We start from the raw sequence: 19,379 nt of genomic DNA on the forward strand, positions 1-19,379 counted from the left end.
AAGCAAGAGCTGTCGAAAGCTCGTCGCGTGGAGGGCGCGGAGAAAGAACAGGAACGCAGGATAATATGGCACGAACGCGCGCGATCGACTTTGAAGAGAAACAACGCAGCCTCTTGAGCAGCGCCGCTGCCGTGTTTGCCGAGATGGGGATGGAGAAAGCCTCCATGGCTCACATCGCCTCGCGCAGCAACGTTTCCAAAGCCCTGCTTTACCACTACTACCCGAGCAAGGACGCCCTGATCTTCGATATCATTCGCAACCATCTCGAAGAGTTGGAAGCTGCCCTTGCTGCCGCGGATAAACCCGGCGTTTCTCCTCAGGAAAGATTGCGGCTTCTCGTTCGCCTGGTACTGGAAAACTATCGCGGCGCCGACAACGAGCACAAGGTGCAGCTGAACGGTACGAGCGCGCTCTCGCCAGCGCAACTTGACGAGCTGCGTGCCATCGAACGGAGGATCGTCAAGCGTTTTTCCAACACCATCTTCGAGATCAATCCGGATCTCAACGCGAACAAGCCGTTGCTGATGCCGGTGACGATGTCGCTCTTCGGCATGATGAACTGGGTCTATATGTGGTTTCGACCGGGCGGTCCTGTCAGCCGCGACGAATATGCCGATATTGCCACCACCCTGATCCTCGAGGGCGTCAAGGCGGTGCGCTGAGCGCTAGGCTTGATTGCTAATTTCAGCCGATCCAGCATCAATGGATGGATCGTATCCGGGCTCCCTGGCGCTTCTCGGCGATTTCTCGCTGAGTTCGCCGATGACCCCTTGTCGGCGATCCGACCGTAAGGCTGTTCTGGTGATGCCAGGTTATATTCCGCTTTAAGCCTTTTGGGCAGATGCCCGGATCAGGCGGTTACGTTGGTGGCGGCCCTCAGATGAGCAATTGCCCTAAGGCGATGCAGCTGCTGACCTGAGGGAGCCATCCGCTAGATCGCGGCAATAGATAATAACGGTTCATCATTTCGGTTTGACGGGCAGTAGATTCCCGAGCTCCATTGGAAAGGGGAACAAGATCGTCGAAGTCTTCTCACCGGCGATGACGTTCAATGTGCTCAAATAGCGAAGTTGCATAGCCTCTGGTTGCCTGGCCAGGATTTCGGCCGCTTCGAGTAGCTTCGCTGCGGCCTGCTGCTCGCCCTCGGCATTGATGATCTTGGCGCGACGCTCGCGTTCGGCTTCCGCTTGACGGGCAATTGCGCGGATCATCGATTCATTGATATCGACATGTTTGATCTCGACATTGGCAACTTTGATGCCCCACGCATCCGTCTGGGCGTCAAGGATTTCCTGAATGTCCAAGTTGAGCTTGTCGCGCTCGGCCAGCATCTCATCGAGGTCGTGCTTGCCGAGTACCGAGCGCAACGTCGTCTGGGCAAGCTGGCTTGTCGCCATCATGAAATCCTCGACCTGTATCGTCGACTTCTCGGGATCGATGACCCTGAAATAGATCACCGCGCTGACGCGCACCGAGACGTTGTCGTGAGAAATGACGTCCTGGCTGGGGACATCGAGTACGCGCGTACGCAAATCGACCCGTATCATCTGCTGGACGTAAGGGACGAGCAGGATCAGGCCGGGTCCCTTGACGCCGGTAAAGCGGCCAAGTGTAAAAACGACGCCGCGTTCGTATTCCCGCAAGATCTTGACCGCGGATGCGACGATGACGAGCAAGATAAGGATCGCCACAAGATAAAAGGCGAGATCTGCAAACATACCCATTTCTTCTTCTCCTGCTTCCTAAGGCCGCTAGATCTCCTGCAGGCTGCGTGCGACTTCGAGCGTCAGCCCGTTTCGGCCGGTCACCCTGACGCCGTCACCAGCGGCGAGTGGCTCGGCAGAAATCGCCTTCCACCGCTCGCCATGCGCGATGACGTAACCCCTAGCCCCAGCCCAGCTCTCAACCTTGCCCGAAATTCCGATCATCTGCTCTGCACCGGTGGCGACCTCGCGCCAGCGCGAGGTGAATGCGAGGCGAGCAACGACAAGGCTGAAAGCGAGGCTGGCGGCTGCGATCGCACCCAGTACGGGCCAGGAAACTTCTAGGCCGGGGATATCCGTGTCGAACAGAATGGTTGCGCCGAGCACCAGCGCCACACCGCCGCCGACGCCGAGCGCGCCGAACGTTGGCGAATGCGCCTCTGCCACCGTCAGCCCGACGCCGAGGATGATCAGCCCGATGCCGGCGAAACTCACCGGCAGCAATGCCAGGGCATAGAGCCCAAGAAGCAGGCAGATGCCACCAATCGTGCCAGGAAGCATTGTCCCAGGCGCAAGAAATTCGAAGATCAGGCCATAGATTCCGACCATCATGAGGATGATTGCGATGTTTGGATCGGTAATCACGGAAAGTAGGCGCGTTCGCCAGTCCGGCTGGAATTCCTCGACGACAAGACCGGCGGTATCGAGCCGAACATCTGTTTGGCCGACCCGGACCATGCGTCCCTGGGCCTGGGTCAAGAGATCGCCAACGGTAGCTGCCGTGAAATCGATGACGTGCTCGCGCGCGGCGGCGGTCGATGAAAGGCTCGCAGCTTCGCGCACTGCTTTTTCTGCCCAGTCGGCGTTGCGATTGCGCAGTTCCGCAAGCCCTCGAATGTACGCCACCGCGTCGTTGATAGCTTTCGCTTCGCTGGCGTCGCGGGGAGGCTGCGGCGGCTTGCCGCTCGGATTGTCCTTGTTGGGCTCCGGCTCGCCGCCGAAGGGCTTTCCGCCAAGTGCAATCGGTGTCGCAGCGCCGAGATTGGTGCCTGGCGCCATTGCCGCGATATGGCTTGCGTAGAGAATATAGGTGCCAGCACTGGCCGCCCGCGCCCCACTCGGTGCCACAAAACCTGCCACAGGCACGGACGACGCAAGGATTGCGCGAATGATTTCCCGCATGGAGGTGTCGAGACCGCCTGGTGTGTCGATCTGTAGGACAATCAGGCCCGCGCCACGTTCGCCGGCACGTTGAAGGCCTCGCATCACATAGTCGGCAGCCGCCGGACTGATGGCGCCGTTCACCTTCAAGACTATAGCCGCGCGCTTGGATTCCGATGCCAGCAGGGCCGTCAGGCCCACAGCTGAGAGCAGCGAGAACAACGAGATCAGGATTGGCGGCAGCCACCGCCAACACCTTAAGCTCAGCGCTACCACCTGCGGAACGCTCATGATTTCTAATATATGTGTCAGAAATCACAAAGAGAAAGGAAAGCGTCGGAAGCGGCGCCCAAAGACGAACGCAAAGCTCAAGCGTTCGCTCGTACCGTCAGCTTAGCTTGGCGAGGATGCGACGCCTCAAGTCCCAGATGGGCTCTTGAGCGCAATGCAAAATTGTTGCCGCTACCCCTTCATCAGACAGCTTAGGACGTCGGAAAAACCGACCCCCAGAACTGCGATGACGACCAGGGCAAGAATCAAGAAAATGCGAATACAGGCACTCTAAATATAGCTCCCGATGTGATAATATTTGCAACTCGCTCGAGGATGAGATGCCGGGCGACGTTTCGACTTTTCGCAGAGCGGTTCGCCTGGGTGTCGAGGTAGCGTTTCCGCTATGCCGGAAAGAGTGAATCCCCCGATAAAGACGCCTCGGGATAACATCTCGGAATGGGAGGTGTACAATGCTTCGCAGATTGTTTCTCACCTTGGCTATTGCGACGTCCGCGCTCGCGATCAACGGAGCCGCATGGGCTGACATCACGATCCTCGTGCCATCGGGCAGCGAGGGTGACGGTCTCAGGGCCGCTGCCGACGACTACGGAAAGTTGAAGGGCACGAAGGTGGAGGCCGTCCAGGCGCCTTATGCCAACGTGTTCGAGCAAGGCGCCAATGCCGGCGCGACCAAGTCCGGTGTCTTCGACATTATCCTCATGGACGATCCGTGGATTCCGTTTTTCGCCGAGAACGGGCATCTGGAAGATCTGACCGCTTACTTCAAGAAGGCCGGAATGGAAGGGCCGGACAATGATTTCCTTTCGAAGTCGCTGGCGGTCTGCCGCAATCCCTACAATACCGGGCCCTATGTATGTCTGCCCTATGTGGGGAATGCGCAGATGTTCTTCTATGACGCTGCCAAGTACAAGGAAGCTGGGGTAGATGCTCCAAAGACCTGGGATGACGTGTTGAAGGCGAGCAAGAAGCTGACAGAAAGCGGAGGTGGCCGTTATTTCGGTTACGTCTTCCGAGGCGGCCAGGGAAATCCGGTGGTTGCCGATTTCATGCCGATCTTCTGGTCCTATGGCGCTGATATGTTCAACGCCGACCGAACCAAGGTAACGATCGACACGCCTGAAGGGGCCGCTGCCATGAAGACATTCATGGCGCTGCGCGATGTCTCGCCGAAGGGCGTGGAGAGTTACAACGCCAACGAGGTTGGCACCGCACTCGCCGCCGGTACTGCTGCGTCTTCGATCAACTGGCCGAACTGGGTTGCGACCTTTGAAGATCCGACCCAATCGAAGATGGTCGGCAAGATCTCCTACAGTCCCATTCCTGCTGGAACGAAACCGGGCAGCTCGGAAATCGGCCATTGGACGATGGGCATCATGTCGGCTTCCAAGAATAAGCAGGAAGCTTTCGACTTCATGATGTGGGCGACCTCGCCCGAACAGATCAAGGTTTCGGCCCTACGGGGCAATCCGCCTGTCCGGACCTCGGTCTTCACCGACCCGGAACTGACCTCGCAAGAGAAGTTCCGGCACTATCCGGTGTTGATGGAGGCGATCCAGGCCTCGACTCCCCGTCCGCGTCACCCGAAGTGGCCAGAGATCGAGAATGCCTTCGGCATCGAGCTTTCCAAGGCGGTCGCAGGCACGATCACGCCGCAAGAGGCTCTGAAGAGCTCGCAGGAGGCGGTCTCACGGATTACGAACCTTTATTAGGCAACAGCTATTCGGAGCGGGGTTTTCGGACGCCGCTCCTTTCCTGCGCCGGCAATTACGCCCGATGAGCTTGAAACCCGAGAATTCAGGCGCCCCGGGGCAGGGCTTTACGGGAGAGGTCAATGTTGACGTCGGAAAGCGGAACCATGCCCGCGCCGCTTCGATCGGGTGGCGGTCTGGAGCGATGGGTAGAGCGGCATTTGCGCTTCCTCATGCTTGCGCCGACGGTACTCATACTCCTGGGCCTGACGATTTTTCCCAGCGTCTACATGTTCTATGCGGCGGTTCACAAAATCAGCCCGAATCCCGATCTGCCCTGGACGTTCGTCGGTGCCGGTAATTTCGCGCGGCTTTTTTCCGACACGCAATTTCACGTCGCGCTCTGGAACACCATCATATTTACGGTCGCGGCGGTGACGTCGGAATTCATCCTCGGTCTCGGTCTGGCGCTGCTCCTTGATAAATTCATTCGCAAGTTGACCTTTCTGAAGACCGTTCTGATGATCCCCATGATGCTGCCGCCGATCGCGGTCGCGATCACATGGAAGCTCATCTATGAGCCTCAGTTCGGCGTCCTGAACGAAATCATGTTCCGCCTCGGTCTGCCATTGCAGGCATGGGCGGGCGACGTGAACCTTGCGATGTTCTCGATCATCGTTGCCGACGTCTGGCAATGGACACCCTTCATATTCCTTCTCATGTTGGCGGGGTTGGCGAGCCTGCCGGTCGAGCCCTACGAGGCCGCCGCGCTCGACGGAGCCTCGTCCTGGCAGCAGTTCCGGGACCTGACGCTGCCGTTTCTCAAACCGGTTATCGCCATTGCGCTTCTCCTGCGTGTCATGGATGCACTGCGTCTTTTCGATCTGGTCTTCATCCTGACGGGAGGGGGGCCGGCTGACCGAACCAAGGTCTTGAGCCTTTATATCTATCAGGTCGCCTACCGCTTCGCCGATCCAGGCTACGCGGCGGCGATGTCGCTCTTTGTGCTGTTTGTAACGATCGTTTTAAGCACCTGGTTCATGAAACGCATGCGGTTGGCGGAATGACCATGACACTGCCAAAAAAAATACACGCGCGCAGCCGGACCACAGAGGCGCTCATCCGCCTGCTGGCCTATCTGACGATCGTTGTCGCGCTGGTCGTCACACTTTTTCCGATCTATTGGATCGCGACCAACTCGTTTAAATATGATATCGACATTTTCGCAGTGCCGCCGGAGTGGCTGCCCCGCAACCCCACCCTAAAACACTACAACGAAGCGTTTATCCAGCGTCCGTTCCTACGCTACGCGCTGAACAGCTTTCTCGTCGCCATCGGAACGACGATCGTTTCCCTGACATTCGGCACAATGGCCGGCTACGCCTTGGCACGGTTCAGCTATCCCTGGCAGTGGCGGAAGCAGATTTCGTTCTGGATCCTGTCAACGCGCATGATGCCGCCCATCGTCAGCATCATTCCGCTCTACCTGTTCTTCAACTATTTCGACATGCTCAACACGAAGTCGGCTCTCATTGTCGCCTACACCGCCTTCAATCTGCCCTTCGCGACGTGGATGATGAAGAGCTATTTCCAGGATCTTCCGGTCGAACTGGAGGAGGCGGCGATGGTCGACGGCGACACACGGTGGGGCGCATTCCTGCACGTGGCGTTGCCTCTTGCCCGGCCTGGGCTTGCAGCCACCGCCATCTTCTGTCTGATCATCTCGTGGAACGAGTTTCTACTTTCCCTCATCATCACGCTCACCGAGCAGTCGCAGACACTGCCGATCGGCATTGCCGGGCGCGTAACGCAGTACAACACCTATTGGGGTGAAATCAGTGCGGCGGGGTTCATGGCCTGCGTGCCAATCGTCATCTTCGCCTTCATCGTCCAGAAGCATCTCGTCCGGGGCTTGTCCCTGGGTGCCGTCAAAGGTTGAGACCTATGGCGTCCGTCACATTCAAAAACGTCTGCAAGAAGTTCGGCGAATTCGTTGCCGTCAATGATTTCAACCTCGAGATCAGGGACAAGGAGTTTCTCGTTTTGCTCGGACCTTCCGGTTGCGGCAAGACAACGACCATGCGGATGGTCGCGGGTCTCGAGGAAGCGACATTCGGCGACATCTACATCGACGAGGACCGCGTCAACGGTGTCCTTCCCAAGTATCGCGACGTTGCAATGGTATTCCAGTCATATGCTTTGTATCCGCACCTCACCGTCGAAGACAACATCGGCTACCCGCTAAAGATCCGCAAAGTGCCGCCGGCTGAATGCAAGCGGCGAATAGCCGAAGTCGCGCGGCGTGTGGAACTCGACTCGATGTTGTCGCGGCTGCCGAAGGAGCTTTCCGGCGGTCAGCGCCAGCGCGTGGCACTTGCCCGCGCTATCGTGCGCACACCACGCGTCTTTCTGATGGACGAGCCGCTGTCCAATCTCGATGCCAAGCTTCGCACACAGATGCGCGCCGAGCTGAAGCACCTGCAACATGAGCTGCAGGTCACGACGATCTACGTGACCCATGACCAGATAGAAGCGATGACGCTTGCCCATCGCGTGGCCGTGATGAACAAGGGCGTCATCGAGCAGCTTGGGACGCCGCGGGAGATCTATAACGATCCCCGCACGCTCTTCGTTGCCGGCTTTATTGGTTCGCCGCCGATGAACCTAGTTCCGGGCGAAGTGAGAGACGGTGTGTTCATTAGTGCCGGCCTCAGGGTCGCGGGTATCGGCCAGGCAAGCGTCCCTCGAGCTGTCCTCGGCGTCCGCCCCGAGGACGTCCACCCGACTGATGCCGGTGATGTAGACGTCAATCTGGTCGCGCCGATCTATTCGGCGGAACTCACCGGCGAGAATACGCTTGTGAGCCTGCGGTTGGGAGGTCAACTCATGACCTTGCGTGCCGACAAGAATTTCACGGGTCAGATCGACCAGCAGATCGGCGTCAAGGTCGCGACGGATCGCGTCTTTCTGTTCAATGGCGAGACTGAAGATCGTGTTGACTTCTAGCCTTTGGACGGCAGTGATGGTGATCACCCTGGCATTTGGTGCGACCGCTGCCGATGGCGGCCTCATCGCTGCAAATCCGCTGATTGAAATTCCTGCCGGGACGTTCATCTTCGGCCGCGACGACGGCCCTGAAAACGAACGCCCGCGGCGCGAAGTGGAGGGGCAGGCGTTTGCGATCAATCGCACCGAGATTACAAACCGGCAATATGGGCTCTTCGTCAAGGAGACCGGCCATCGGGCGGCCTTCTACGCCAATCACCCGATCCTGGGATTGGACGACCGGCCGGTCGTCGGGGTCAGTTGGGAAGACGCCGATGCATTTTGCCGTCACTACGGGTTGGTTCTTCCGTCGGAACAACAATACGAGCGGGCGGCACGCGGACCGAAGGGCAGCGCGTTTCCATGGGGCGAGGTCCCACCGGGCAATGCGCGCGCAAATTCTGGGGCGGATGCCTGTTGTTCCGGCGACGCGCGCGATGGGTATCCGATGACCGCACCGGCGGCGTCCTTTCCCGATGGCGCAAGCAAAGAGGGCGTCCTCAATCTTGTCGGCAATGTCTGGGAGTGGACCCGTGATGTCTACGCGCCGTATGAAGGCGGGACCGCGGCGAGGAGCGCCGGGCTGTACCGCGTGCTTCGTGGTGGCTCCTGGAACAGCGATCCAAACCACCTGACAACGACCTATCGGCTCGCCTATGATCCGGAATTCCGGTTCTCAGCCAATGGTGGCTTCAGATGCGTCCGTTCTACACTTTGATTATCGTCTCCGGTTTTCTGCTGCTCCAAGCCACCGGTGCCGGTGCTGAACCGACGGCGCCGCCCGGCTACACGCTTAAGACCTTCAACACGCCTGGTGCCGCCTTCGCCGGCCTATCTCGCGACGCCGGAGACCTGCTCGTCAGCGATCTCGCCAGCGGCCGGCTCTACCGGCGCGGCGCGGACGGCAAGCTTGTCGCATTCGGTCCGGTATTTCCCCATGGCCTCGACGTGATCGGCGACCCGACCGGTCCATATCGTGTCGTCCGCGCCGATGATGGCCTTGTCGTCGCCCAGGGATGGACGCCAGTCGGCTCCAAGCAGGGGCCGTTTGACCACGCGCTCGTTGCGCTCGACGCGGGCGGAAAGGTCCGTGTCATCAGTAGCGATTTCTGGAATCCGTTCGACTTCGTTGCGGCGAGCGGAAGCTACTACGTGATCGACTCCGCGCGAAACAGTGTCGAACGCCTACAGCCCGACGGCCACAAAAGCACGCTTCTGACATTCCGCCGCATGGGGCAGGCGCCCACGGCGCTCCGCAGCCTTTCACCGACCGAGTTCGCCGAAGGCAACAGCTACGAAACCGATGCGGTGCCAGCCGGTATCGCCCTTCACGGCGGGCGCCTTTATATAGCGCTGTTCGGCGGCTTTCCCTTCCTTACAGGAGCCGGAAAGATCGTTTCGGTTCCCGAGGCTGGCGATCAGTCAACGCCGCGGATTGACGTCGAAGCACTCAATGCGCCCGTGAGCATTGCTTTCGACAACGGTGGAGAGATGCTTGTCCTCGAACACGGCACCTACGACCAGAAAGAAGGTTTTCGGAAGGCGAGTGGGAGATTGCTGAAGTTCAATAAAACGGCACGGGAACGGAAGGCTATTCTTGAGGGCCTGACCCGCCCGGTGTCAGTGCTTGTCTGGGACGAGCGGCGGATCGTCGTTTCCGAGCTGGGCGGCAACCTCTATGTCTTGACGCGCGAATCTGTTCGCTGAGCGTGGCGATCCCGATTTTGGTCCTAGATCAATGCAGATACTTGCTTGGCGCCAAGCTGAGTTGCGCTGCCCTATCCACGACGGCCTTGCGCTTTAGTTCTTGTTTCGCATTGTCCCGAAACCTGTTCCCGTTCGGGGGGCATGCCTTGGCTTAATCACCGAATTTCAGCCGCTCCAGGATCAGCGGGTCATACGCGGGAGCCTGGATCCGCCGACGATCTGCCTCCGGTTCGCTGAGCGGTTCGACGGGTCGAAGCTTGTCCTTGGCTTCCAGTGCGAGGCGCTGATAAACGCCCGTTCCCTGACGCTTCCAGGCGACTTCTTTTTCGCTGAGTTCGCGAATGACCCTGGCAGGTGATCCGACCACCAGGCTGTTTGCCGGGATTTCAGCGCCTGCCTTGACGAAAGCCATGGCGGCAACGATCGAATTTTCGCCGATCACGGCTTCGTCCATGACCACCGCATTCATTCCGACCATGGCATTGCGACCGATGCGGCAGCCGTGCAGCACGGCGCCGTGGCCGATATGACCGTCTTCGCCGATCACCACCTCGAGATCAGGAAAGCTATGAACGACGCAGGTCTCTTGAACGTTCGAACCACGTTCCATGACGATCCGCCCGAAATCGCCGCGCAATACGGCGCACGGGCCGACATAGCAGGCCGGTCCAATGATGACGTCGCCAATCACCACGGCGGCCGGATGGACGAAAGCCGTTGGATGGATCACCGGCACGACGCCATCATAGGAATAGACCTGCGCCATCTTAATCAGTCCCTTGTCTTGGCCACCATCGTCAGCACGTCGTACTGGGCAACCGTCGCACCACTCTGGTTGCTCACACGGCAATCCCAGCGCACTTCGCCATGCTCGGCGCCGATGCGCGGGTTGATCTCCTTGCAGGTCAATTGCACCTGCAGCGTATCGCCCGGATTGACCGGCGTGAGGAAGCGCAGGTTGTCGACCCCGTAATTGGCGAGAACCGGGCCAGGGGCCGGGTCAACAAATAGACCGGCGGCGAAGGCGACGATCAGATAGCCGTGGGCGACGCGGCCGTCGAAGAACGGATTGGCGCGTGCGGCTTCCTCGTCCATGTGGGCATAGAAGGTATCGCCTGTGAAGTTGGCGAAATGCTCGATATCTTCAAGCGTGACCGTGCGCGTACCGGTTACCAGCTGGTCGCCGATTTGCAGTTCTGCAAGCGACTTGCGGAACGGGTGCTCGCCATCACGGCGCACGTCGGCACCGGCAACCCAGCGGCCGGTGACGGCACACAAAAGCGTCGGTGCGCCTTGCACCGCCGTGCGCTGCATGTAGTGCATGACCCCGCGAAGGCCGCCCAATTCCTCGCCACCGCCGGCGCGTCCTGGACCGCCATGCACGAGGCCGGGCAGCGGCGAGCCATGGCCGGTCGACGTCTTGGCGCTCGTGCGGTTGCCGATCAGCACCCGTCCGTGGAACGGCGCCATGCCGAGGACCACCTCTTCGGCAAAGATCCGATCGTTGGTGAAGACGGAAGAAACGAGACTTCCCTTGCCGCGGCGGGCAAGATCCACCGCCTCCTCGGCACTGTCATAAGGCATGACCGTGCTGACCGGACCGAAGGCTTCGACATCGTGCACCGCCTTGGCTTGCCAGGGCTTGTCGCAATAAAGCAGGACCGGATTGAGGAAGGCGCCGGCTTCAGCGTCACCCGACACAACGCGCGGTTTGTCCGGATCGCCGGCGACGATCTCGGCATCGGCGAGAAGATCGCGGATGCGCGCGCGGACCTCGTCACGCTGAGCAAGGCTTGCAAGCGGGCCCATGCGGACGGATTCATCGGCGGCATTGCCGAGCGTGGTGTTGCCAAGACGCTCGCCAAGGACGGAGACCAGCGCGTCGCAATAGGCGCGTGGCGCGATGACGCGGCGGATGGCCGTGCACTTCTGGCCGGCCTTTGCCGTCATTTCGCGAGAGACTTCCTTGACGAAGAGGTCGAACTCTTCCGTGCCGGGGCCGGCGTCGAGGCCGAGGACGGAGGCATTGAGGCTATCTGCCTCCATGGTGAAGCGCACCGAATTTTCGATGATCGCCGGATGGGTCTTCAGCTTGCGGCCCGTCCAGGCCGAACCGGTGAAGGTTACGACATCTTGCCCGTCGACATGGTCGAGGAGATCGCCGACCGAACCGCAGACCAGTTGCACTGCGCCCTCCGGCAGAAGACCGGTTTCGACCATGCGACGCACGACAAGCTCGGTGAGATAGGCCGTTTGGCTTGCCGGCTTGACGATCGCCGGCATGCCGGCGATGAGGGTCGGCGCCAGCTTCTCCAGCATGCCCCAGACCGGGAAGTTGAAGGCATTGATGTGAATGGCGACGCCCTGCAGTGGCGACAGAATGTGCCGGGCCGAGAACGTTGCGTCTCGCGACAGGGTTTCCACGTCGCCATCAACGAGTACACGCGTATTGGGCAGCTCGCGTCGACCCTTTGAGGCATAGGACAACAAAGTGCCGATGCCGCCGTCGATATCGATCCAGCTGTCTGTCCTGGTGGCGCCGGTCGCCGACGACAGGGCGTAGAACTCCTCCTTGCGGTCCATCAGCGCCTGGCCAAGTGCCTTGAGCATGGCGGCGCGCTCATGAAACGACATGCGCCTGAGTGCGGGGCCAGCCTTGTCGCGGCCGTAGGCCAGAGACGACGCAAAATCGACGCCGGCAGAATCGATCAGCGCCACCGGTGCACCTGTCGAGGCATCGCGCAGTTCAGCGCCATCCTTCGTGCCGGGAACCCAGCGGCCATAGACATAGCTTTCGAGGCGGCGTGGCTCCTTTACCAGAACGTTCATTGTTTTAATCCTTCCGGTCGGTTCAGGTTGAGCGCAGCAAGCTGCGCGTCGATGGCCGCCTGCCATTCAGACAGCAGCGTCTCGTTAGGGGTATGGCGAAGGCCGAAACGGGACAGTGTTTGGTAGCGCACCGATCCGGAGAACCCAAAGCTTGCGGCAACGCGCGGCCGCCAATAGATGATCGCTTCACGGGCCGCTTTCGCCCCTTCCTCATCTTCGGCAATCCGCTTCAACGCCTCGATGCCGAGTTCGGTGTGATGCGCCTCGCGCGGCAGAATGGCGCGGAACACTTCGGCAAGTGGCTGGTAGGAGACGTGAGCGAGCTCCCGCAACTGGATGGTGCTTGCAGTGCCCATCAGCACATTCATAACGACTGCATCGATCCAGCCCTCAAGGGGATAGTGGAAAACAGAAAGGCGCATGTCGCCGCCCTTTCGTGCTGCACCGATATCGGTGTCGCGCTTCAGGCGGGCGTCCCATGGATGGTGCGCGGCATAGCGGCCGATATCGGCGCCGAAGCTACCCATGATCTCGAGCACGCGTCCGGCATGGTCGGTCTTTTCAAGCACGATCTTGGCAGACGCGATGCGCTCCTTGATACCAGGCGCATCGTTGATCGTGTCGGCAAAGCCGGCCGCACCCGCAAGCTCGCTGTCGACGAAACTCGCCATCAGGCGCAAGAGCTCGCCGCGATAGCGCGGCGGCGCATTGTCCGGCGACGTCAGCACGCCCCCCCTGAGCAGATATTCCTCGATCGGCATCGTATCGGACATCGGCATTCCTCCCTCGGTCCCCGACCGATTACTGGTCGTAGCTGACGACGAGGCGGTCGCTCAGCGGATAGCACTGGCAGGTCAAGACGTAGCCCTGGCGGACCTCGTAGTCCTCGAGCGCATGGTTGACCTCCATCTCGGTCTCACCCTCCAGGACCTTGGCTCGACAAGTGGAACAGACACCTGCCTTGCAGGCGTAGGGCGCGTCCATGTGGTTTTCGAGCGCCGCCTCGAGCAGCGTTTGCCCTTGTTTCGGCATCTTGAAGACACGGGTTGCGCCATCGAGCGTCACCGTTGCCTGGCAGGCCGTGTCCTTGTCGACGCCCGCAGTACTTTGCGCCCTGCGGCCAGCGCGTCCCGGCTGGGAGGATGCGAAGAGTTCGAACTTGATCTGTTCCTCGCGCATCCCGTGATCGCGAAGTGCAGCGGCAATCGACAGCATCATCGGTTCCGGTCCGCAAATGAAGACCGTATCGATGGCCTTCAGATCGATCCAGTGCTTGAACAGGCCGGCGCACTTGTCGACGTCGATGCGACCCGTAAAGAGATCGATATCCTGCGCCTCGCTTTCCAGAATGTGCAAGACCGACAGCCGGCCGAGATAGGTGTCCTTCAGGTCGTCCAGCTCCTCGCGGAACATGATCGAGCTGATTTGCCGGTTGGCATAGACCAGCGTGAAGCGTGACCGTGGCTCGCGAGAAAGCGTCGTCTTAATGATCGAAAGGACCGGTGTGATGCCGCTTCCGCCGGCAAATCCCAGATAGGTCTTGGAAACATCAGGCTCGATCGCCGTGAAGAACGCGCCCATCGGCGGCATGGCTTCCATGGTGTCGCCGACGCTGAGGTCTTCGTTCGCCCAGGTCGAAAAGCAGCCACCGTCCACCCGCTTGATGCCGACCCTCAGCACGCCCTCATCCCGCCCCGCACAGATCGAATAGGAACGTCGCAACTCCTCGCCGTCGAATTTGCGGCGGAAGGTCAGGTACTGGCCCTGCGTGAAATCGAACGCGCTGCGGTCCTCGTCCTGCGGGGTAAGCGTAACGACGACGGCATCGCGCGTTTCGCGCCGGATGTCGGTGACCTGAAGGGAATGGAAACGTGCCATATTGGGGACCTCACTCGGCAAAGGGTCAGATGCACTTGAAATAATCGAATGGTTCCAGGCAGTCGGTGCAGCGATAGCTCGCCTTGCACGGTGTCGAGCCGAACTGGCTGATCTTTTCCGTGTTCGTCGATCCGCAACGCGGACAGGCGATCGTCAGATTGGAGCTGCCGGAGAGCCGGTCGACGCGCTGGCGCAGGATGCCGTCTATCGCCGTTCCGTCCACGGGCGGCGCAATGCCGTAGGCGCGTAGTTTTTCGCGACCCTCGGTGCTGATCCAGTCGGTCGTCCAGGCCGGTGACAGCTGGCGCTCCAGTCTGAGCTTTTCGATCCCCTTTTCCTTTAGCGACCGCTCGATATCGAGGTTGATGAGCGCGGTCGCCGGACAGCCGGAATAGGTGGGCGTCACCGTCACGACCAGTATGTCCTCCTTCCAGGCGACACCGCGGATGATGCCAAGATCGACAAGCGAGATCACCGGGATTTCCGGATCCGGCACCTCTTCAAGCCACCGCCAGATATCAGCGATCGATGGCAACGTCGCGGCTATCATAACCGCCTCCTTCCGTTTACCAGCTCGCGCCCGGATAGGCGCGCTGCAGGAACTGCAGTTCAGCGAGGATGAAGCCCATGTGCTCGGTATGAACGCCGCGCTTGCCGCCCTTATGCATGAAGCCGTCGGCCGGCTTCTTCAGCGTCGCGTCTGAAAGCGCGTCATCAACCAGCTCGTCCCACGCCGCCTTCAGGCTTTCGGGCTCCGGTGCAATGCCGGCCGCAGCAAGCTCGGCATCGGACGCGTCGCCGACGAAAAGTTCGCCGGTGTAGGCCCAGAGATCGTCGAGCGCCTCCTGCATGCGCCGGTGGCTTTCGGCGGTGCCGTCACCAAGACGGATGATCAGATCGCGGCTGCGATCGAGATGATAGGCAACTTCCTTCGAGGCTTTTTCCGCGATGTCGGCGATGCGCTTGTCGGTCGACGAGCGCAGGGCTCTCAACATCAGGAAATGCCAGGCATCGAACAGGAATTGACGCATCAGCGTCTTCCCAAAATCGCCGTTCGGGCGCTCGACGAGCAGCACGTTGCGGAAGTCGCGGGCATCGCGCAGATAGGCAAGATTGTCGGCGCTGCGGCCCTGAGCTTCGATTTCACCGGCAAGACCGAGCCAGAGCTGGGTCTGTCCGATCAGATCAAGCGCGGTGTTGGAAAGCGCGATGTCCTCTTCCAGTGCCGGCGAATGCCCGCACCACTCGGACACACGGTGGCCGAGGATGAGCGCGTTATCGCCGATCCGCGTCAGGAACTCGAAGAGCGCCGTCGGGCTGACGGCCGTGTTGGAGGGGGCGCTCATCACATATGCCCCACTTCATTGGGAATGTCGAAGAACGTCGGGTGGCGGTAGACCTTGGAGTTTGACGGGTCGAACAGCGGCCCTTTCTCCGACGGAGCACTTGCGGTGATTTCGCTCGAGCGCACCACCCAGATGCTCACCCCTTCATTGCGGCGGGTATAGACGTCGCGGGCGTTGTTGATGGCCATTTCGGCGTCCGGCGCATGCAGGCTGCCGACATGCCGGTGATTGAGGCCGTGCTGGCCGCGGATGAAGACTTCCCAAAGGGGCCATTCGCTGGGCATCGATGTTTCTCCCTGCTCGCGCTCCGCGGCCAAAGGGCCTGGAAAATCGCGTATTTGTTACGATTGCGACTGCTAATGTGCGGACGCCCGAGAGGCGTGCGCACATTACTCGGCGGCGGTGGGCGCTGCGGCGCGGCGCGATGTCATCTTCTCGGCATGGGCAACGAGACCATCGCGGAACCACGCGCCGTCGTTCCATGCCTTCTGTCGGGCGCTGAGGCGCTCGCCATTGCACGGGCCATTGCCGGCGATGACGGCGAAGAACTCGGTCCAATCAGGCTCACCGAAATCGTAGCCGCCCTTTTCCTCGTTCCACGTCAGGTCCGGATCCGGTAGCGTCAGGCCGAGATACTCGGCTTGTGGCACGGTCTGGTCGACAAACTTCTGGCGTAGCTCGTCGTTGGAGTTTTGCTTGATCTTCCAGGCCATCGATTGGGCCGAGTGCACCGATGCATCGTCCGAGGGTCCGAACATCATCAGCGACGGCCACCACCAGCGGTTCAGCGCGTCCTGGACCATTTCCCTTTGGGCGGGCGTGCCTTTCACCATCTTCATCAGGATGTCGAAACCCTGGCGCTGGTGAAAGCTTTCCTCCTTGCAGATGCGAACCATGGCGCGAGCATAAGGCCCGTAGGAACAGCGCTGCAGCGGCACCTGGTTCATGATGGCTGCACCGTCGACCAGCCAGCCAATCGTACCGATATCGGCCCAGCTGAGCGTCGGGTAATTGAAGATCGAGGAGTACTTTGCCTTGCCGCTGTGCAGCTGCTCGTACATCTCGTCCCGGCTGATGCCGAGTGTTTCGGCCGCACAGTAGAGGTATAATCCATGACCGGCTTCATCCTGCACCTTGGCAAGCAGGATGGCCTTGCGCTGCAGCGTCGGGGCGCGGGTGATCCAGTTGCCCTCCGGCAGTTGGCCGACGATCTCTGAGTGAGCATGCTGGCTGATCTGGCGCATCAGCGTCTTGCGGTAGCCTTCCGGCATCCACTCCTTCGGTTCGACCTTCTGGCCGGCGTCAATTCGTTCCTGAAACGCGCGTTCGACCGGGTCCAGCTCGTCGAGCGTCTTGACACGGGCGCTGTCGGTTTTGACCATCTGTGCGTACACGGTTCGTCTCCTTTGCCTTCGCGCGTCAGACGCGCTCGAGAATGATTGCGATGCCCTGACCGACGCCGATACACATGGTGCAAAGCGCATAGCGACCGCCCTGGCGCTGCAATTGGTAGGTCGCCGTCGTGACCAGCCGGGCGCCGCTCATGCCCAGCGGATGGCCGATTGCGATGGCGCCGCCATTCGGATTGACATGGGGCGCATCATCGGGGAGGTCCAGATCGCGCAGCACGGCGAGCGCCTGGGCGGCAAATGCCTCGTTCAGCTCGATCACGTCCATCTGGCCGATTGCAAGCCCGGCGCGCTCCAGCACGCGCCGCGCGGCAGGGGTTGGACCAACGCCCATAATGCGCGGCTCGACGCCGGCTGCAGCCATTGCGACGATGCGTGCCTTCGGCCTCAGACCCTGCGCTTTTGCAGCCGCCTCGCGCGCGACAATGAGGGCGGCAGCACCGTCATTGACGCCCGACGCATTGCCCGCCGTGACGCTAAAGTCCGGGCCGGTTACTCCCTTGAGCTTTGAAAGCTGCTCGGCCGTCGTGCCCGGGCGTGGGTGTTCGTCGCGGTCAACGACAACGGGATCACCCTTCTTCTGCGCAACCTTGACGCTGACCAGTTCGTCGGCGAACAGGCCAGCCTCCTGAGCCGCTTCCCATCGGGCCTGGCTGCGAGCCGCAAACGCGTCCTGGTCGGCGCGGCTGACGCCAAAATCTCCTGCCACGTTGTCGGCTGTCTCAGGCATGGAATCGACGCCGAACTTCGCCTTCATCCTTGGATTGATGAAGCGCCAGCCGATCGTCGTGTCGTAGACCGCATTGCTCCGGGAAAAGGCGCTGTCTGCCTTCGGCATGACGAAGGGCGCGCGGCTCATGCTCTCGACGCCACCGGCGATCACGAAGTCGCAGTCGCCGGCGCGGATTGCCCTTGCCGCCATGCCGACGGCATCCATGCCCGATCCACACAAGCGATTGACGGTTGTTGCCGGAACAGTGACGGGCATGCCGGACAGTAGCACGGCCATGCGACCGACATTGTGGTTGTCTTCGCCCGCCTGGTTGGCGCAGCCATAGATGAGATCGTCGACCTTGCTCCAGTCGACACCAGGATTGCGTTCCATCAGCGCGGTGAGTGGAAGGGCTGCCAGATCATCCGCGCGCACTGCAGCAAGCGCACCCCCATAGCGGCCGATGGGTGTGCGAACAGCATCACAGATGAACGCTTCCGACATGCGCGGTTTCCTCCTGCTCCCTCAAGGTCGATCAATGCAAATTTGATTAACCGACCGATCGGTCATGTATTAGCATGCCACATGTCACATATCAACAGACAATTAGACAAAAATTGTGATGTTTGCGGCTATGCCCGATGAGTATACCACAAACACCTGGGCAAGAGGTCAGGACGGGTTCGGGCGCTAGACGCGCTGCTTGGAAAGGCCGGTCAGTCGACGGTCGGTCGCGGCAGTCGCTATCGCCAACGGCCCGACCGCCGTGACGAAGTTGCGCGCCACATGGGCGTCGGCGGCGGGCGAGAGTTTTCGATAAAGACAAGCGAAGAGTCGCCGTGCATCCTGGCCGGGCCAATCCTTTGGCAAGGCGGGGGAGGGTAGTCTCGGATCATGCAGCAAGACACTGCGGAAGCGATGCGTCAAAAGCAGCCGCACCGCCAAGGACGTCTTCGCAGCCGGCGCGTCAGATTCCAGGAATCGGGCGATCGGCTCAAATTGGGCGAGGAATTGCCGGTAGGCAGCAGCGTGCGGAGCAAGATCCCAATAATCCGCGACGAAGGCCGCCAGTGCCTTTTGACCGGACGCGGTTTCGGCACCAAAGACCGTGCCGGCAATCGTTGCCGGTAGTGGCCCTGCAGGTCCAACTGCCAGGCGAGGTCCAAGACGCGCAAAGCCAGCGCGCTGGAGCGCCTGCATCTGTTCGTCGGCAGATAAGCCTGTCATATGGACGAACTGCCAGCCGCGATCCTCGAAAGGTTCGAAGAGCACCATGGCGGCTGCGGCAAACTCGCGCCCGGCAGACTGGGATAGGCGATAGTAGCTTCGCCGTCCTTCCCTTTCACCAAGAAGCTGTCCCGAGGCGACCAGTCGCGACACGGCGGTTCTGACGAGGGTTTCGCTGATGCCGACGTCGGCGCAGGTTTCAATCAGGTTGCCGATCCATGCCACACCACCGCGCGGTTCGACGACGTCGCCGTAGATCGTCACGATGAAACCGGCTGCCTTGAGGGGACTTTCGGCAAGAATGGTTCCTATCAGTTCCCTTGCCTGGACGTCTGCTTGATTGGTCGCTGCCGTCACTGAACCCTCCTTGGAACGTGCCG

The 19,379-nt window shown here is 60.6% G+C and carries 19 protein-coding genes; 7 read left to right on the forward strand and 12 right to left on the reverse strand.

Annotated features, from left to right (window positions below):
* Window positions 1-65: 65 nt before the first annotated feature.
* On the forward strand, window positions 66-662 hold the full coding sequence (locus LPU83_RS64840; protein WP_024316851.1) for a TetR/AcrR family transcriptional regulator: 597 nt from the start codon (window positions 66-68) through the stop codon (window positions 660-662).
* 300 nt (window positions 663-962) lie between these two features.
* Here LPU83_RS64840 and LPU83_RS64845 read toward each other — a convergent pair whose 3' ends face one another.
* Entirely contained in the window at window positions 963-1,724 is a 762-nt protein-coding gene (locus LPU83_RS64845) for a slipin family protein (RefSeq protein WP_024316850.1), read from the reverse strand.
* Between the two features lie 27 nt (window positions 1,725-1,751).
* Window positions 1,752-3,155, reverse strand: a complete 1,404-nt coding sequence (locus tag LPU83_RS64850) for an NfeD family protein (RefSeq protein ID WP_040680870.1) — start codon at window positions 3,153-3,155, stop codon at window positions 1,752-1,754.
* Window positions 3,156-3,607: 452 nt separating this feature from the next.
* Here LPU83_RS64850 and LPU83_RS64855 point away from each other — a divergent pair, with 452 nt between their 5' ends.
* From LPU83_RS64855 to LPU83_RS64880, 6 genes are all read left to right on the forward strand, one after another.
* A complete protein-coding gene (locus tag LPU83_RS64855) occupies window positions 3,608-4,867 on the forward strand; it encodes an ABC transporter substrate-binding protein (protein WP_024317928.1) in 1,260 nt (419 codons plus the stop codon).
* 122 nt (window positions 4,868-4,989) lie between these two features.
* A complete protein-coding gene (locus LPU83_RS64860) occupies window positions 4,990-5,913 on the forward strand; it encodes a carbohydrate ABC transporter permease (RefSeq protein WP_024317929.1) in 924 nt (307 codons plus the stop codon).
* Window positions 5,910-6,785, forward strand: a complete 876-nt coding sequence (locus LPU83_RS64865; RefSeq protein ID WP_024317930.1) for a carbohydrate ABC transporter permease — start codon at window positions 5,910-5,912, stop codon at window positions 6,783-6,785. The genes LPU83_RS64860 and LPU83_RS64865 overlap by 4 nt, the downstream gene beginning before the upstream one ends.
* A 5-nt stretch (window positions 6,786-6,790) precedes the next feature.
* Window positions 6,791-7,852, forward strand: a complete 1,062-nt coding sequence (locus LPU83_RS64870) for an ABC transporter ATP-binding protein (RefSeq protein WP_024317931.1) — start codon at window positions 6,791-6,793, stop codon at window positions 7,850-7,852.
* A 16-nt stretch (window positions 7,853-7,868) separates the two neighbouring features.
* A complete protein-coding gene (locus LPU83_RS64875) occupies window positions 7,869-8,609 on the forward strand; it encodes a formylglycine-generating enzyme family protein (protein WP_024317932.1) in 741 nt (246 codons plus the stop codon).
* Window positions 8,588-9,598: a ScyD/ScyE family protein gene (locus LPU83_RS64880; RefSeq protein WP_024317933.1), complete on the forward strand. Its 1,011-nt coding sequence runs from the start codon at window positions 8,588-8,590 to the stop codon at window positions 9,596-9,598. Before LPU83_RS64875 ends, LPU83_RS64880 begins: the two co-directional genes overlap by 22 nt.
* 151 nt (window positions 9,599-9,749) lie before the next feature.
* Here LPU83_RS64880 and LPU83_RS64885 read toward each other — a convergent pair whose 3' ends face one another.
* The 10 genes from LPU83_RS64885 to LPU83_RS64930 all read right to left on the reverse strand — a co-directional run bounded on the left by LPU83_RS64885 (window position 9,750) and on the right by LPU83_RS64930 (window position 19,356).
* Complete coding sequence (locus LPU83_RS64885; protein WP_024317934.1) at window positions 9,750-10,364, reverse strand: transferase hexapeptide repeat family protein; 615 nt, start codon at window positions 10,362-10,364, stop codon at window positions 9,750-9,752.
* 5 nt (window positions 10,365-10,369) lie between these two features.
* Window positions 10,370-12,427 carry a phenylacetic acid degradation bifunctional protein PaaZ gene (gene paaZ, locus LPU83_RS64890; RefSeq protein WP_024317935.1) on the reverse strand — a complete coding sequence of 686 codons (2,058 nt, stop codon included), beginning with the start codon at window positions 12,425-12,427 and terminating at the stop codon, window positions 10,370-10,372.
* Window positions 12,424-13,200 (reverse strand): Phenylacetic acid catabolic protein, encoded by a 777-nt coding sequence (locus LPU83_RS64895; protein ID WP_024317936.1) that lies wholly within the window; start codon window positions 13,198-13,200, stop codon window positions 12,424-12,426. Before LPU83_RS64895 ends, paaZ begins: the two co-directional genes overlap by 4 nt.
* A gap of 28 nt (window positions 13,201-13,228) precedes the next feature.
* Window positions 13,229-14,305, reverse strand: a complete 1,077-nt coding sequence (gene paaE / locus LPU83_RS64900) for a 1,2-phenylacetyl-CoA epoxidase subunit PaaE (RefSeq protein ID WP_024317937.1) — start codon at window positions 14,303-14,305, stop codon at window positions 13,229-13,231.
* A 25-nt stretch (window positions 14,306-14,330) separates the two neighbouring features.
* Window positions 14,331-14,855 (reverse strand): 1,2-phenylacetyl-CoA epoxidase subunit PaaD, encoded by a 525-nt coding sequence (paaD, locus tag LPU83_RS64905; protein ID WP_024317938.1) that lies wholly within the window; start codon window positions 14,853-14,855, stop codon window positions 14,331-14,333.
* Window positions 14,856-14,871: 16 nt separating this feature from the next.
* Window positions 14,872-15,651 (reverse strand): 1,2-phenylacetyl-CoA epoxidase subunit PaaC, encoded by a 780-nt coding sequence (gene paaC / locus LPU83_RS64910; RefSeq protein ID WP_024317939.1) that lies wholly within the window; start codon window positions 15,649-15,651, stop codon window positions 14,872-14,874.
* A complete protein-coding gene (gene paaB / locus LPU83_RS64915) occupies window positions 15,651-15,935 on the reverse strand; it encodes a 1,2-phenylacetyl-CoA epoxidase subunit PaaB (protein WP_024317940.1) in 285 nt (94 codons plus the stop codon). Before paaB ends, paaC begins: the two co-directional genes overlap by 1 nt.
* A gap of 105 nt (window positions 15,936-16,040) precedes the next feature.
* Window positions 16,041-17,045 carry a 1,2-phenylacetyl-CoA epoxidase subunit PaaA gene (paaA, locus tag LPU83_RS64920; protein WP_024317941.1) on the reverse strand — a complete coding sequence of 335 codons (1,005 nt, stop codon included), beginning with the start codon at window positions 17,043-17,045 and terminating at the stop codon, window positions 16,041-16,043.
* Between the two features lie 25 nt (window positions 17,046-17,070).
* The gene (gene pcaF / locus LPU83_RS64925) at window positions 17,071-18,276 is read right to left on the reverse strand and encodes a 3-oxoadipyl-CoA thiolase (RefSeq protein ID WP_024317942.1); all 1,206 of its coding nucleotides are present in this window, start codon (window positions 18,274-18,276) and stop codon (window positions 17,071-17,073) included.
* Between the two features lie 186 nt (window positions 18,277-18,462).
* A complete protein-coding gene (locus tag LPU83_RS64930; protein ID WP_024317943.1) occupies window positions 18,463-19,356 on the reverse strand; it encodes a PaaX family transcriptional regulator C-terminal domain-containing protein in 894 nt (297 codons plus the stop codon).
* Between the last annotated feature and the right edge of the window lie 23 nt (window positions 19,357-19,379).

Source organism: Rhizobium favelukesii (assembly GCF_000577275.2).
Taxonomy (GTDB): Bacteria; Pseudomonadota; Alphaproteobacteria; order Rhizobiales; family Rhizobiaceae; genus Rhizobium; species Rhizobium favelukesii.

Excerpts from the sequence above, each read along its gene's own strand:
- LPU83_RS64850 (WP_040680870.1), bottom strand. The coding sequence starts at position 3,155 with ATGAGCGTTCCGCAGGTGGTAGCGCTGAGCTTAAGGTGTTGGCGGTGG.
- paaE (WP_024317937.1), bottom strand. The coding sequence starts at position 14,305 with ATGGCACGTTTCCATTCCCTTCAGGTCACCGACATCCGGCGCGAAACG.
- paaB (WP_024317940.1), bottom strand. The coding sequence starts at position 15,935 with ATGCCCAGCGAATGGCCCCTTTGGGAAGTCTTCATCCGCGGCCAGCAC.
- LPU83_RS64885 (WP_024317934.1), bottom strand. The coding sequence starts at position 10,364 with ATGGCGCAGGTCTATTCCTATGATGGCGTCGTGCCGGTGATCCATCCA.
- LPU83_RS64875 (WP_024317932.1), top strand. The coding sequence starts at position 7,869 with ATGGTGATCACCCTGGCATTTGGTGCGACCGCTGCCGATGGCGGCCTC.
- paaC (WP_024317939.1), bottom strand. The coding sequence starts at position 15,651 with ATGAGCGCCCCCTCCAACACGGCCGTCAGCCCGACGGCGCTCTTCGAG.
- paaD (WP_024317938.1), bottom strand. The coding sequence starts at position 14,855 with ATGATAGCCGCGACGTTGCCATCGATCGCTGATATCTGGCGGTGGCTT.
- LPU83_RS64845 (WP_024316850.1), bottom strand. The coding sequence starts at position 1,724 with ATGGGTATGTTTGCAGATCTCGCCTTTTATCTTGTGGCGATCCTTATC.
- LPU83_RS64870 (WP_024317931.1), top strand. The coding sequence starts at position 6,791 with ATGGCGTCCGTCACATTCAAAAACGTCTGCAAGAAGTTCGGCGAATTC.
- LPU83_RS64865 (WP_024317930.1), top strand. The coding sequence starts at position 5,910 with ATGACCATGACACTGCCAAAAAAAATACACGCGCGCAGCCGGACCACA.
- LPU83_RS64880 (WP_024317933.1), top strand. The coding sequence starts at position 8,588 with ATGCGTCCGTTCTACACTTTGATTATCGTCTCCGGTTTTCTGCTGCTC.
- LPU83_RS64860 (WP_024317929.1), top strand. The coding sequence starts at position 4,990 with ATGTTGACGTCGGAAAGCGGAACCATGCCCGCGCCGCTTCGATCGGGT.
- paaZ (WP_024317935.1), bottom strand. The coding sequence starts at position 12,427 with ATGAACGTTCTGGTAAAGGAGCCACGCCGCCTCGAAAGCTATGTCTAT.
- pcaF (WP_024317942.1), bottom strand. The coding sequence starts at position 18,276 with ATGTCGGAAGCGTTCATCTGTGATGCTGTTCGCACACCCATCGGCCGC.
- LPU83_RS64855 (WP_024317928.1), top strand. The coding sequence starts at position 3,608 with ATGCTTCGCAGATTGTTTCTCACCTTGGCTATTGCGACGTCCGCGCTC.
- LPU83_RS64895 (WP_024317936.1), bottom strand. The coding sequence starts at position 13,200 with ATGTCCGATACGATGCCGATCGAGGAATATCTGCTCAGGGGGGGCGTG.
- LPU83_RS64840 (WP_024316851.1), top strand. The coding sequence starts at position 66 with ATGGCACGAACGCGCGCGATCGACTTTGAAGAGAAACAACGCAGCCTC.